This is a genomic window from Aureicoccus marinus, assembly GCF_002954325.1.
GTDB lineage: Bacteria > Bacteroidota > Bacteroidia > Flavobacteriales > Flavobacteriaceae > Aureicoccus > Aureicoccus marinus.
This window is the reverse complement of sequence record NZ_MQVX01000001.1, coordinates 2,298,980-2,311,826: the sequence shown is the minus strand read 5'-3', so window position 1 is coordinate 2,311,826 and position 12,847 is coordinate 2,298,980. Positions and strand designations below refer to the sequence as shown.

The 12,847-nt window shown below is 48.0% G+C and carries 12 protein-coding genes; 7 read left to right on the top strand and 5 right to left on the bottom strand.

What is annotated here, in order from left to right; all coding sequences use genetic code 11:
- The first annotated feature begins 53 nt into the window (after positions 1 to 53).
- Genes BST99_RS10870 through BST99_RS10855 form a run of 3 tightly spaced genes read left to right on the top strand, consistent with a single transcriptional unit; the run spans position 54 to position 4,993 of the window.
- Complete coding sequence (locus tag BST99_RS10870) at positions 54 to 1,490, top strand: sensor histidine kinase (protein ID WP_105001831.1); 1,437 nt, start codon at positions 54 to 56, stop codon at positions 1,488 to 1,490.
- Positions 1,491 to 1,492: 2 nt separating this feature from the next.
- Positions 1,493 to 3,877, top strand: coding sequence for an enoyl-CoA hydratase/isomerase family protein (locus tag BST99_RS15135; RefSeq protein WP_394335616.1), 2,385 nt, complete (start codon positions 1,493 to 1,495; stop codon positions 3,875 to 3,877).
- Positions 3,878 to 3,904: 27 nt separating this feature from the next.
- Positions 3,905 to 4,993, top strand: a complete 1,089-nt coding sequence (locus BST99_RS10855) for a PA0069 family radical SAM protein (protein WP_105001830.1) — start codon at positions 3,905 to 3,907, stop codon at positions 4,991 to 4,993.
- Here the strand turns inward: BST99_RS10855 and BST99_RS10850 are convergent.
- The 5 genes from BST99_RS10850 to BST99_RS10830 form a co-directional block, all read right to left on the bottom strand.
- Positions 4,982 to 6,406 carry a Gfo/Idh/MocA family protein gene (locus tag BST99_RS10850; protein WP_105001829.1) on the bottom strand — a complete coding sequence of 475 codons (1,425 nt, stop codon included), beginning with the start codon at positions 6,404 to 6,406 and terminating at the stop codon, positions 4,982 to 4,984. The genes BST99_RS10855 and BST99_RS10850 overlap by 12 nt on opposite strands.
- A 36-nt stretch (positions 6,407 to 6,442) precedes the next feature.
- The gene (locus BST99_RS10845; protein ID WP_105001828.1) at positions 6,443 to 7,216 is read right to left on the bottom strand and encodes an HD domain-containing protein; all 774 of its coding nucleotides are present in this window, start codon (positions 7,214 to 7,216) and stop codon (positions 6,443 to 6,445) included.
- Between the two features lie 3 nt (positions 7,217 to 7,219).
- On the bottom strand, positions 7,220 to 7,957 hold the full coding sequence (locus BST99_RS10840) for a lysophospholipid acyltransferase family protein (RefSeq protein WP_105001827.1): 738 nt from the start codon (positions 7,955 to 7,957) through the stop codon (positions 7,220 to 7,222).
- A 1-nt stretch (position 7,958) separates the two neighbouring features.
- Positions 7,959 to 8,690 (bottom strand): SDR family NAD(P)-dependent oxidoreductase, encoded by a 732-nt coding sequence (locus BST99_RS10835; RefSeq protein ID WP_105001826.1) that lies wholly within the window; start codon positions 8,688 to 8,690, stop codon positions 7,959 to 7,961.
- Between the two features lie 62 nt (positions 8,691 to 8,752).
- The gene (locus tag BST99_RS10830) at positions 8,753 to 9,163 is read right to left on the bottom strand and encodes a BrxA/BrxB family bacilliredoxin (RefSeq protein WP_105001825.1); all 411 of its coding nucleotides are present in this window, start codon (positions 9,161 to 9,163) and stop codon (positions 8,753 to 8,755) included.
- A gap of 124 nt (positions 9,164 to 9,287) precedes the next feature.
- Between BST99_RS10830 and BST99_RS10825 the strand changes: the two genes are divergently transcribed.
- The 4 genes from BST99_RS10825 (at position 9,288) to BST99_RS10810 (ending at position 12,847) form a co-directional block, all read left to right on the top strand.
- Positions 9,288 to 10,049: a TerB family tellurite resistance protein gene (locus BST99_RS10825; RefSeq protein ID WP_105001824.1), complete on the top strand. Its 762-nt coding sequence runs from the start codon at positions 9,288 to 9,290 to the stop codon at positions 10,047 to 10,049.
- A 10-nt stretch (positions 10,050 to 10,059) separates the two neighbouring features.
- Positions 10,060 to 10,665 (top strand): HupE/UreJ family protein, encoded by a 606-nt coding sequence (locus tag BST99_RS10820; RefSeq protein WP_105001823.1) that lies wholly within the window; start codon positions 10,060 to 10,062, stop codon positions 10,663 to 10,665.
- Positions 10,666 to 10,776: 111 nt separating this feature from the next.
- Positions 10,777 to 11,214 carry a deoxycytidylate deaminase gene (locus tag BST99_RS10815; protein ID WP_105001822.1) on the top strand — a complete coding sequence of 146 codons (438 nt, stop codon included), beginning with the start codon at positions 10,777 to 10,779 and terminating at the stop codon, positions 11,212 to 11,214.
- A 1-nt stretch (position 11,215) separates the two neighbouring features.
- Complete coding sequence (locus BST99_RS10810; RefSeq protein WP_105001821.1) at positions 11,216 to 12,847, top strand: S41 family peptidase; 1,632 nt, start codon at positions 11,216 to 11,218, stop codon at positions 12,845 to 12,847.

Below are 12,847 nucleotides of genomic sequence, written 5' to 3'. Positions count from 1 at the left end.
AAAAGCCTGGCGTGTTTCAGAAAAGATCTTTACGGTTTAGAATCTTCATGTCGATGATCATTTTGGTGCTCATCGCTTCTGTTTTGATTGCCGGTGTTACCATCTACCAGTACGGAGAACAGTCCCAGGATTATCACAAGAAAAGGCTGGAGCGAAAAGAAGCTCAGGTGATGCAAAGTATCGCCTTTACCATCCGCGAGACGAGCTACGAACCCATTACAGAAAACCTGCCTTTTATCTTTCGGGACGAGATCTACAAGATCGCAGAAGTCCATAAAATTCCCTTCAATATTTATGATTTGGAAGGGGAATTACTCAAGAGTTCGAGCGAGTCCTTTGAAACCGATACCATCGAAAATTGCCTGGAATACGCCATCATCGATACCCTCTGGCACACCGCGGATAAGCGCTATGTGGAGCAGAAGGACAAGGCGGGACAGACCTACCAGGCGAGCTACAATTTTATCTATGATAATCGCTTTAAACCGATCGGTATATTAAATGTCCCTTACTACGAGGACAACTCCTTTAACGAAAACGAACTGCGGGAGTTTTTGACCCGTCTTTCGGGCGTGTATCTGTTGATGTTGGTCGCGGCGGTCTTCCTTGCTTTTTTTATCTCGCGCTACATCACCCAATCCCTTCAGCAGATTACGGATAAGATGGCCAAAACGGACCTTACCCGGCGCAATGAAAAGATCGAAATAGAAGAGAGTTCTATTGAAATTGATCAACTGGTCGCTGGCTACAACGAAATGATTGACGAGCTGGAAGAAAGTGCCGCTAAACTGGCCCGAGGGGAACGGGAGCAGGCTTGGCGAGAAATGGCGCGTCAAGTCGCTCATGAGATCAAGAATCCTTTGACCCCGATGCGTTTGAGTGTACAGAGTTTTGAACGGCGTTTTGATCCAGAAGATCCGGCTTCACCGGCAAAACTTCGGGAATTTTCAGAAAGTCTGATCCAGCAGATTGACACCATGAGTAACATCGCGTCGGCATTCTCCAATTTTGCCAAGATGCCTGCTCAACAAAGAGAAACCCTTAATGTGGTCGCCATTGTTAAGCTGGCTCTGGACATATTTCACGAGCCTTATATCCTCTTTATGGCCGAGGAAGAGGAGCTCATTGCCAAACTGGATCGAACCCAGTTGATCCGGGTAGTAACCAACCTGGTCAAGAATGCCATTCAGGCCATGGAAGAACAGAAAGACCCTAAGATTCTGGTCACCGTAGCTCGAGAAGAAGATATGATCTGCATTGCCGTTCAAGACAATGGAATTGGAATATCGGAAGAGAATATGGACAAGATCTTTGAGCCCAAGTTCACCACCAAGAACAGTGGGATGGGATTGGGCCTTGGGATGGTCAAAAATATTGTAGAAAACAGTCAGGGATCCATCGAATTTACCTCGGAAGAGGGTGTTGGAACCACGTTTAAAGTTTTATATCCGGTCTTTTCCGGAGCAACAGAGAATCAAAAACCCGCATAACTATGGAATTCAATACCCTCTTGGTCGAAATAAACAATGCTATCGCCCAAGTGACCATTAACCGCCCGAATAAGCTAAATGCCTTAAACAGGGAAACGATAGAAGAGCTTCACGATGCCTTTAAAGCCTTGGATGAAAATCGCGAGATCAAGGCCATCATCTTGACGGGTAGTGGTGAAAAGGCCTTTGTGGCGGGTGCCGATATCTCGGAATTTGCTGACTTTAATGCGAAACAGGGAGGCGAATTGGCGGCCAAGGGGCAAGAACAGCTCTTCAGCTTTGTGGAAGAATTGGGAACGCCGGTTATTGCCGCGGTGAACGGTTTTGCTCTGGGCGGAGGCCTGGAATTGGCGATGTCTTGTCATTTTAGAATTGCCAGTAGCAACGCCAAAATGGGATTACCTGAAGTTACTCTGGGCGTAATTCCCGGGTACGGCGGAACACAGCGCTTGCCTAACCTGATCGGGAAGGGTCGTGCAATGGAACTTATTCTAACCGCTTCGATGATCAATGCCGAGAAGGCTTTGGCCTATGGTTTGGTTAATCATGTGGTGCCGGCGGACGAATTATTGGACTTGGCGATGCAGTTGGCCGAAAAGGTCACACAAAACTCTTCTGTAGCCATTAAACACGCAATAAATGCCGTCAATGCCGGTTTTAAACACGATGTCAACGGCTATGACGTTGAGATTGATGCCTTTGCCACGTGTTTTGGAACGGACGACTTCAAGGAAGGGACCCAGGCCTTTTTTACAAAAGAGAAAAGCCAATTTCCCGGGAAGTTAAGCTCTGAGCAGGCAGGGGTAAAAGACGAACCAAACCCCTGGTCTATGCGCAAATTTTACCCCCTTTTCTTTTTATGCTGTCTTTGTTTTTCGGGCTTGAAAGCCCAGGAAATGCCCATAAAGTACGACTTTGGTGAAAAATATAACGACCGGTATAGATACTCACGTTTACTGACCCTTAGCAAGGACGGTAACGGAGGTTATATCGGTGTTCGCGAATATTTTCAGGGTCTTATTCTTCGTCCTCGAGGCTATTATATCGAGCAGTACAACAGCGAGATGGAGCTGGTTTCCGAATTCAACTACAAACTAAAAGGCGTTGATTTTGTGGATGGTTATGTACACAATGGCCAATTGCACCTACTCTTCTTAAAATATGATTACGAACGTGAGCGGTACACCTACAGCATGCACCGCAGTTCAATCGACCCCTGCCGCTTCAAGGAGGTGCCTCTTTTGCATATCCGTTCACAACAAGTGCAAAATCCCTTGGATTCGGACCATTACCACAGGCGATTTAAAAGGGGACTCTCGACGGCGGTCTTCTTTGACACCAATCACCAGGGTTTCGTTATTCATGTGCAGCAAAAAAAGGGCAAAATTGAGCAACAACGCTTGCATTATTACCGAGCGGACCTGACCAAGGTGTGGGAGCGCGACTTCAGCGAGCTCACCGAGAAGAAAAACTATGCTTTTGAGCAGATGGCACTGGGTAAAAACCCCGGCGAAGTCTACCTGGTAGGAAAGGCCCATTTCAAAAAGAAACGATTTGAAGCCAAGGAGCGAAAGTTCCAGTATGAGATGCTTCGATTTGCCGATTCCCGTATTGATTCTCTTGTTTTTGATCAAGGAAACAAGCATTCGGAAGGCCTTTATCCGATGGTGCTCGCCGACAGAATAGTCTGTTTGGGATTCTATGCAGATCGTCCGGATAAACGCTTCAATGGTCTGTCTTTTTTCGAGATTCAGCCCCAATCCTTCTCGGTTACGGCTCAGCGCTACAACCCCTTTACGGACCAGTTTATGGCCGATAAGTTTGGTAGAGAAGACGATCAGTCGATCAAGAACCTTGTTTTCAAGGGGGCTTATACGGATCGCAACGGAAACCTTCTTTTTAACGCCGAGGAATACTTTGTCACTCAGAGTTTGCACGACACCGGAGCGGGTCAACGCGTACAGGTAGATCGCTTTCACCACAACGATATCATTTCGGCGAAACTCAGTCCAAATGGAGAGCTTCTTTGGGCCCGAAATATCAACAAGGCGGAAGTGACCCAAAACGATGGGGCTTATGCTTCTTATGGGAGTTACCAAAAAGATGGAAAGACCTATTTCTTTATTAGCTCCGCCACAGAGCATCCCGAGCTCATCGCGAACGAGCGTTTGATTTTTAAACAAGGCCTCAGTCGCAATCGGAATCTGTTTGTGATCTGCTTGGACGAGGAAGGAAAACTGAAATACGAGAAGGTGATTGATGCCTCAGAAGCTCGCCTGCCTTTGATGGTTTCTAAACCCCTCGACTTGCAAGACGACAACCACCTCTTGTTCTACGCCAAAAGAGGAAGTAAAAAACAACTTGTCATGCTTGATTTTCAGGAATAATTCCTTATAATTGGAATAAATCCTGATTTGAACCCACATCAAAAAGGTCGTGGAGCCCAGGCCCACCATGACAACCCCTTTGAACGCTTAAGCCATACCCAGCGGGACGACTTTTTAGAATACTGCCGCCTTAATGAAGAGCAGGCAGAATCGTCCAATACGGTCTTTGTTCCGGTCTTTCCCAAAACCTTGGTCAATCGCGTGAAGAGCCCGGACCTGTCTATGGCTTATTCGCTAAACCCTTACCAAGGCTGTGAACACGGTTGTGTTTATTGCTATGCCCGCAATACTCACAATTATTGGGGAATGGATGCCTCTTTGGATTTCGAAAAGCGGATTCTGATCAAAAAGCAGGCGCCGGAACTTTTGCGTAAGCACCTTCAGAAGAAATCCTGGGAACCCTCTGCTATTATGCTTTCGGGAAATACGGATGCTTATCAGCCGGCCGAAAAACGGTTTAAACTCAGTCGAAAGTGTTTGCAAGTTTTTTTGGAGCATCAACATCCAGTCGGAATTATTACCAAGAACGCTTTGCTTCTAAGGGATTTGGATCTACTGAAACCCTTGGCCGAAAAGGAATTGGTATCGGTTTATATCTCTTTGACCACCCTGCACGAGCCGACCCGAAGATTGCTTGAACCGAGAACAGCCAGTGTGCAGAAGCGCTTAAAGGCCATCAAGCAACTCAGCGAAGCGGGGGTGCCCGTTCGGGTGATGATTGCGCCGATCATTCCCGCCCTCAATTCTTCAGAAATTTTGGGTATAGCCGAAGCGGCAGCCGATCATGGTGCGCTGGAAATGGGGTTTTCTTTGGTCCGCTTAAACGGAGGTATAGGGGCTATTTTTGAGGAATGGGTCAAAAGTGCTTTGCCTGAAAAAGCCGACCGTATCCTGAGTCAGATCAAGGCTTGTCATGGAGGCAAGTTGAATGAGAGCCGATTTGGATTGCGGCAAACCGGACAAGGCCCGGTTGCTCAGCAAATTCAACAAATGGCACGCTTAGCGCGTAGACGCTTTTTTCCGGATGCGCCGAAGACGGTTTTGCGAAAGGATTTATTTATACGCTTTCCGTCCGACTCTTCGGCCCCCTCTACCCAATTGAGCTTATTCGAGTGACCAGCCTTCTCGGTATTCCCGTTTTACCCATTGATTGGCTTCGGGGTAGTTGGTGATTTCCATATTCTCTCCGTCCCAATGCAATTTGCGACGTCCCGGATAGCTGTAGCTTCCGTTTTCGTTTGCATCTGTGGAAGGGGTGAACTTGCGGTATTGGAAGGCTCGAACGGCCAAATTCCCCATCAGTACAATTTCGGTCAATGGACCAGAGCGAGAAAAAGGCGAGGAGGTGGGTTTTCCTTCCAGGCATCCCTGTACAAAATTGGCGATATGACCGCCCATATTCCCTTCGATTCGAGGAATGCTCGGTTCCGGGGCGTTAAAAAGATCCATGGTTTCGGAAGGCAGAAGACGAGCGTTGCGGGAATAGACATCTGCGACCAAAATTCCTTTTTCGCCATACATCACCGTTCCACCACCAGAGGCGCCGATGGTTTCTCCATCTTTGAGTTCGTCCGGCAGGTTGGGCATAATCCCGCCATCAAACCAGTTCAAAGCGATTTCGCCATGGTCCGGGTGATCGAATTTGAGGTGTATTTTGGAAGAAGGAGGGCAGGAGTGACTGTAATCGGCCACGACAAAGTCGTCCACCCAAACCGTGGTACAACTGGCTTCGGCTTCTTTGGGGTATCCCAAATCCAAAACACTGAAGGGGGTTTCGATGATGTGGCAACCCATGTCACCGAGCGCTCCCGTTCCAAAATCCCAGAACCCGCGCCATTTAAAGGGCAAGTAAGAGGAGTGAAAGTCCCGCATTTCGGCGGGGCCTAACCACAGGTCCCAGTCGAGGGTCTTGGGGATTCTCATCTTTTTAGTTGGTAGGGGAACCCCTTGAGGCCAAACCGGTCGATTTGACCAGCAATCAATGGTGTGAACTTTTCCGATGACGCCGGATTCTACCCATTCTTTGGCTTTGCGGCTGCCTTCACTGGAGGCTCCCTGATTCCCCATTTGGGTGACAATGCCCTGTTCTTCGGCTACACGGGTCATTAACCGCGCTTCGTAAATGTTGTGGGTTAAAGGTTTTTCGACATAGGCATGCTTGCCAGCACGCATAAAGGGCAGGGAGGTACTGGCGTGGGTGTGGTCTGGGCTGGCCACCATGATCGCGTCAATATCGGACAAGGCTTCGTCGTAGACTTTGCGGAAGTCCCGGTAGCGTTTTACGTTGGGGTAGCGCTTATAGGTGGCGGCTGCGCGCTTATCATCTACATCACACAGGGCGACAAATTTGACCTTGCCTGTGGCTTCCATGCCTCGTATGACGCCGGCACCGCGTCCTCCAACGCCAAAGGCGGCGACATAGAGCGTATCTGAAGGTGGGACATGGGTTTTCCCGAGCACATGGCTGGGAACAATAGAAAAAGCTGCGGAGGAAGCCGCAATTTGCTTGACAAATGATCGCCGTTTCATTAAAACTGGTTTGTGGTTGACTCTGAAGATACGAAATCACTCAAAGACTTCCAGCTCAAACCCGGGTGGGGGGCTTTGGAAACCCATTTCGGAATAGTACTGCTTTAAAAAAGCGAGAAGAAAGGAATGTCGTTGTTCCGCAAGCTCGCGACCGCTGGGAGTGTACATCTTCTTTTTCAAGAGCAGCAGTTTCTCGTAAAAGTGATTGATCGTTGGGGCTGTGCTTTTGCGGTAGGCTTCGCCGTTTTGATAATGAACAGGAGGAATGGTAGAATCAAAAAAAAGGCGGTTTTTAAATCCACCGTAGTGGAAGGCCCGGGCCAAACCAATGGCTCCAATGGCGTCCAGGCGATCGGCATCGCGCAGGATGTGCAGGGCTTTGATTTTGTGCTCGGGTTGTTCTTCTTCGGAGCCCGCTTTGGCGTCAAAAGACTTTTTAAAGGAGACCCATTCGATGAGGTACAAGACTTCGTCACGCATACCCTCCGGGAAGGCGAGTTCCCGTAAATGATTTTCCAGGCCTTGGCGGGCTGAACTGTTGGGGTCGGGATGGAATTTGTCGTCGGCTATATCGTGGAGTAGAGCCCCCCAAATGGCCAAGGCTGTAGTTCCTTCGGGTAAACGCTGATTGAGCGCTTCTTGCTCTAAAATTTGCAAGGTGTTATCGTAGACCCGTTGTACGTGATGCCAGTCGTGGCCTGCCTCTGCGTCTTGAAGGACTTTAAAAACATACTGAACGGTATAGCCAAACTGATTGGTCCAGGGCTCGAGTTCTTGACGGAGTTGCGCGTGTTCGGGTAAAGCCAGCATGAACTAAGGTTGATGGTGAACTCCTCCCACGATGATGGCCTCAATTTCTTTGAGCAGAACTTCGGGATCTTTGTTGTTTTCGATGGGATCGTGAATGGTATGAGAGATGCGGTTTCCGATCCCTAAGGGAAACTGACCATAGCGAACCATTTTCCAGGAGTTGTTAATACTGACCGGAACCAAGATGGCATTGGGTGCGTTCTCCAGTAAAACCCGCAAACCGGAAGTGTAGAACTTTTTGGGTTTTCCGTCTCGGCTACGCGTTCCTTCGGGGAAGATCACTGCGGTTCGGTTGTGCTTTTCGATATAAGCGGCGAGTTCTGCAATTTTACCCAGGGCTTGTTTACTGTCTTTGCGATCGATCAGCACGGAGCCTCCATATTTGAGATTAAAGGAAACACTTGGGATGCCTTTGCCCAGTTCTTTTTTGCTGACGAACTTGGGATGAAAGCGTCGCATAAACCAGATGTAAGGCGGGATGTCGTACATACTTTGGTGATTGGTAATCACAATCATGGGCCGGCCCTTAGGCAGATGATCCATCTTTCCAAAGTCATAGGTGGTTCCCAAAATATGGGTGGATCGAATGAGGAACCAGTTCAAAATAGCGACACTCATGCGGTGCGCTTCATAGCCGAATACGTTATAAGAAATCCACTGAATAGGGTGGAATATCAGCAACGAAAGTCCGAAGGCGATCAAGAAAAGGATCGAAAGAGGATAGGCCAGGAGTTTTCGCATGCTAAAGGGATTTGTAGAGCCAATTTGGCAAAATCTTGAGAATTATGGCGATTATTTTCCATCGTTTTGTCAGATAAAAAATCTCCGGAACGTCTTTTGCGCGCTTCTTGGCGATCTTTCTGGCTAATTGTTTGGCTGCCTTTTTCGGGCTGGCCACCCAAAACTGACCTTCGCCTTTGGCCATATCTGTATCGACAAACCCTGGACGAACATCGCAGTAACGAAGGGGCAGCTTTTGCTTGGTCGCTCTTTGCCTCAAGCCTTCCCAATAGTTGATTTGATATGCCTTGCTCGCATTGTAGGCCGGTGCAAAACCGCCACCGCGCAGACCAGCTAAGGAACTGATGTTGACAAAGACTGCTTCTGTGGCCGTACTGAGAACACCTGTCCCCCAAACCGCTACTTTGGTAAAACTGTGGGTGTTGAGTTCTTGGGTCTTTAGTTCAATATGGAGATCAAGGTTTGCATTGAGGTCTCCCCATCCCGCTAAATATACTATTCGGTTTATTTCTGGATGAAGGCTATAGATCTCGTCCAAAGCCTCGGAAATACTGGGTTGAGTCAGGTCGAGCTGGTAGTGATTCACCAAGCCCGGATACTGACTTTGCAGTGCTGCCATGGGTTCTTGCCGACGTGCGACGAGAACAACCTGGTGTTGTTTTTTTACCAGGACTTCGGCCAGGGCAAGACCAATTCCGGAAGAGGCTCCTAAAAGTAAAAAGCAGTGTTTCATAGAAAAACCACCCCACAGAAAATGAGGTGGCTTGTTGTTATAGTTAACGGGGATAAACGCGTTTAGCAGAACTCGTTATAAGCCTGCATTAGGTTGTCGGCGATCATCTCCGCTGGACGACCTTCGATGTGATGGCGTTCAATCATGTGAACCAATTCACCATCCTTGAACAATCCCATGCTGGGAGAGGAAGGAGGAAAAGGGACCATGTGAGCGCGAGCACGATCTACCGCTTCGGTTTCCATACCGGCAAAAACCGTTACCAAATGATCCGGTTTTTTAGGGTTTTGGAGACTGATTTTAGCAGCGGGTCTGGCATTGGCAGCAGCACATCCGCAAACAGAGTTCACGACAACCAAGGTAGTTCCCCCTTTTTTAAGGGCATCTTCAACGGCGTCGGAAGTATGGAGTTCTTCAAACCCGGCAGACACGAGGTCTTCACGCATGGGTTTTACAAGTTCTTCTGGGTACATAGACTAATTTTATTTGCACAAAGATAACGGATTTGTCCTGTTTTCTGGAATTCCTTAACAGCTCCTTAAGGCCCCGTTTGCCAAGAGATATACTATCTTTACCCGACTAGACACAATCGCGCTCATGCTCAAGTATTTTGCTGCCCTTATCGGTTACTACCTCATGCGCTTCCCAGGTGCATTGCTCGGGTTTATCGTGGGGATGCTAATCGAATCATACCAATCAGCACAAAACCCCGGAGGTCAAAGAGGATCGGGCCCCAGAGGTCGCTCTTTTCGGGACTTTCAGGGTCGTTCTGTTTCTCCACAGGATTTTGAATTGCACCTGCTTTCGCTTTGTTCTATAATCATCAAAGCGGATGGTCAGGCCAGCCAGCGTGAATTGGACTATGTTCGGCAGTACTTTGTCTCGGCTTACGGAAAGGAGCGGGCCAATGCCATCTTTCGGACCTTCAATGAGGTGGTGAAGAAAAGAGAAATCTCTACCCAGCGTATCAGCGAATTTCTGAGCCAGCGCACCCGCTACGAGATGCGTCTTCAAATTCTGCATTTCCTTTTCGGGATTGCTCAGGCCGATGGTCGGGTCAGTGAACCGGAATTGAATAAACTCGATGAGATTGCGCGTTTCTTTCGGGTGAGATTAAGGGATTTTGACAGTATCAAGGCGATGTTTGTTCGCTCTGCCGACCAGGCCTACACGATTTTAGAAATTGACAAGTCTGCCACGGATGCTGAGGTCAAGAAGGCTTACAGAACCATGGTAAAGAAGTACCATCCCGACAAGGTGATCACCGAGGATGAAGCGATAAAGAAAGGGGCCGAAGAAAAATTCAAAGAAGTGCAGAAAGCCTACGAAACCATTCAGGCTGAACGCGGTATGAGTTAAGAATACACCTATGGGCAAATTCGGATTTTACACGGAATTGGGACTGGATCATGTACTGGACTCGTCGGCTTACGATCACATTTTGTTTTTGGCGGCCCTGGCTGTTCCGTTTGTTTTTAAGCAGTGGAAGCAGGTCATCGTGTTAGCGAGCATTTTTACCATAACCCACTGCTTGTCCCTTGCGCTGTCCGCTTTTGATGTTATGCGCCCTGATCCCGCCTGGATCGAAGCGCTGATTCCAGCGACTATTGTAGCCACCGCTTTGGGCAATATTGCCTTGGTGATTACGGATGATTTGGGGCGAGCGGGTATTATTCATTCCATCGCCACCGGAGTATTCGGGCTCGTTCATGGTTTTGGGTTTTCGAATTACTTCAATATGCTGATGGCCGGGGAAGAGGAGAAAGTCTTACCTCTTTTGGGCTTTGCCACCGGGATTGAGTTGTCACAGGTTTTTGTCATCCTCCTGATGCTCGGTCTCACAACCCTATTACAACGCTTCACCCCCCTGAAACAAAATACAGTTATCCTCGTTTTATCAGGAGTGGTTATTGTAATTACCCTTCCACTTTTGGTTTCGGCTGTTTGGCCTTTGATTAAAGAACTCTTTCAATAAAAAGAGTCAGGTAGTATTGATTTACAGCTTTCTGCCTTTTCGTTAAAATACACGAAACGACCTTGTCGAATCCAAGGAAAGAAGGTATTTTTATTTTCAGCCCTTTACTCAATGAACGAGAACAAGCAACTTCGTTATGACATTGCCTATCTAAAGATGGCCCAGGAATGGGGTAAGCTTTCGCACTGCAAACGCAAGCAGGTGGGAGCCCTCATTGTCAAGGACCGCATGATTATTTCGGATGGCTACAACGGAACCCCCTCAGGATTTGAGAATTACTGCGAAGACGAAGAAGGATATACCAAATGGTATGTTTTGCATGCCGAGGCGAATGCCATTTTAAAAGTGGCCTCCTCAACCCAGTCGTGTCAAGGCGCGACGCTGTATATCACCCTTTCTCCTTGCAGAGAATGCAGTAAGCTGATTCACCAGGCGGGCATCGTTCGAGTGGTGTACAATCGAGCCTATAAAGACAATTCCGGACTGCTGTTTTTGGAACGTGCCGGGGTTAAAACAGAACACCTACCACTGAGCGAAACCCTGGTCTAAAATGAACAAAAAGCTTTCTTTTTTACTGCCTGCTGTCTTGGCTTTAACCTTAGCCGTGGGGATATTTATTGGCGGGAAACTCCACTTTTACGACAGTCCCGAACGACTTTTCTCTACCAATTCCAAGAAAGATAAACTCAATCGCCTCATCGATTTTATCGAATACGAATATGTCGATGAAATCAATACCGACAGCATAGTCGACGTTACGGTAAATGATATTCTGGGGAACCTCGATCCGCATTCGGTCTATATCCCGAAAAGCGAAATGCAGGAAGTAGCCGAGAACATGAAAGGGGATTTTGTGGGGATTGGTGTGAGTTTTAGAAACGAAAAAGACACCATCACTGTCGTACGTCCGATTATCGGCGGGCCCAGTGATCAAAAAGGAATCCAGGCCGGCGACAAGATCATGACGGCGGATGACGAAATACTATACGGCAAGGATCTGGCTAATTCCGATATCATCGCCAAGCTCAAAGGCAAGATTGGAAGTGATGTAACCCTTGGGGTATACCGTCCTGTTGAAAAGCGCTTTTTTAAAGTAAAAGTGACTCGCGACCGGGTACCGATTCGCAGTGTGGAGGCTCAGTATATGCTGACTTCCGAGATGGGGTACATCAAAATCAATCGCTTTGCAGAATCGACCTATAATGAGTTTGTCCAATCCCTGGACCAGCTACTGGAGGAAGGAGCCGAAAAGCTCGTCCTTGATTTGCGCGACAATCCAGGAGGTTATCTGGGTATCGCGGAACTCTTGGCCGATGAGTTTTTGGAAGAAGGAAAGCTCATTCTGTTCACCAAAAACAAGAAAGGACGCATCAAGAAGGCCTTTGCAACCAAGGAAGGTGCCTTTGAAGGCAAACCCATCTACGTCTTGATCAATGAACGTTCTGCTTCTGCCAGCGAAATCATTGCGGGAGCCCTACAAGACAACGACATTGGAACCATTGTAGGACGTAGATCCTTTGGAAAGGGTCTTGTACAACGCGAAATGGACCTCGGGGATGGATCCGCAGTCCGCTTAACGGTGTCGCGTTACTACACGCCCACAGGACGTTCGATTCAACGATCCTATGCCAAGGGGTACGACGACTACTATCAGAATTATATGGAACGCTATCTGAATGGAGAACTGGTTTCACCAGACAGTATTAAAGTGGCGGACTCTCTGCGCTTTGTCACACCAAAAGGAAAGGTGGTTTATGGTGGTGGAGGAATCATTCCGGACGTCTTCGTGCCCATTGGTTCCTTGGACGAAGAGAAGATTCGTAATCTGGAGGCTTCTGGCTTCTTCTCGGCCTTTGTTTTTGACTTCTTAGAGAAGGACCGCAGCCGCTTTATGCACTACCCCGAATCCGAGTTTTATGCCGATTACAGGGTGGACGACCTTGTTTTTGAACAGTTTGTCGATTTTGTCCTGAACAGAAAGGTTCGTCTGGACTTCTACGCGCACGAGAAATTGATCAAGACCTATATCAAGGCCAATTTAGCGGAACAATTGTACTCTCCGAACGTGGGAGCGCAGGTATTATCCAGAGAAGATCGCATGATTCAGGAAGTTCTTCGAATCGATACTGAGGCGAACCTAAAAGAGAGCGCTGAAGAGCAGGAAGTACCTTCTAAATCCTAA

Coding starts and splice junctions, on each gene's coding strand:
- BST99_RS10835 (WP_105001826.1), bottom strand. CDS start 8,690: ATGAAACACTGCTTTTTACTTTTAGGAGCCTCTTCCGGAATTGGTCTT.
- BST99_RS15135 (WP_394335616.1), top strand. CDS start 1,493: ATGGAATTCAATACCCTCTTGGTCGAAATAAACAATGCTATCGCCCAA.
- BST99_RS10825 (WP_105001824.1), top strand. CDS start 9,288: ATGCTCAAGTATTTTGCTGCCCTTATCGGTTACTACCTCATGCGCTTC.
- BST99_RS10820 (WP_105001823.1), top strand. CDS start 10,060: ATGGGCAAATTCGGATTTTACACGGAATTGGGACTGGATCATGTACTG.
- BST99_RS10870 (WP_105001831.1), top strand. CDS start 54: ATGATCATTTTGGTGCTCATCGCTTCTGTTTTGATTGCCGGTGTTACC.
- BST99_RS10810 (WP_105001821.1), top strand. CDS start 11,216: ATGAACAAAAAGCTTTCTTTTTTACTGCCTGCTGTCTTGGCTTTAACC.
- BST99_RS10845 (WP_105001828.1), bottom strand. CDS start 7,216: ATGCTGGCTTTACCCGAACACGCGCAACTCCGTCAAGAACTCGAGCCC.
- BST99_RS10840 (WP_105001827.1), bottom strand. CDS start 7,957: ATGCGAAAACTCCTGGCCTATCCTCTTTCGATCCTTTTCTTGATCGCC.
- BST99_RS10830 (WP_105001825.1), bottom strand. CDS start 9,163: ATGTACCCAGAAGAACTTGTAAAACCCATGCGTGAAGACCTCGTGTCT.
- BST99_RS10850 (WP_105001829.1), bottom strand. CDS start 6,406: ATGAAACGGCGATCATTTGTCAAGCAAATTGCGGCTTCCTCCGCAGCT.
- BST99_RS10815 (WP_105001822.1), top strand. CDS start 10,777: ATGAACGAGAACAAGCAACTTCGTTATGACATTGCCTATCTAAAGATG.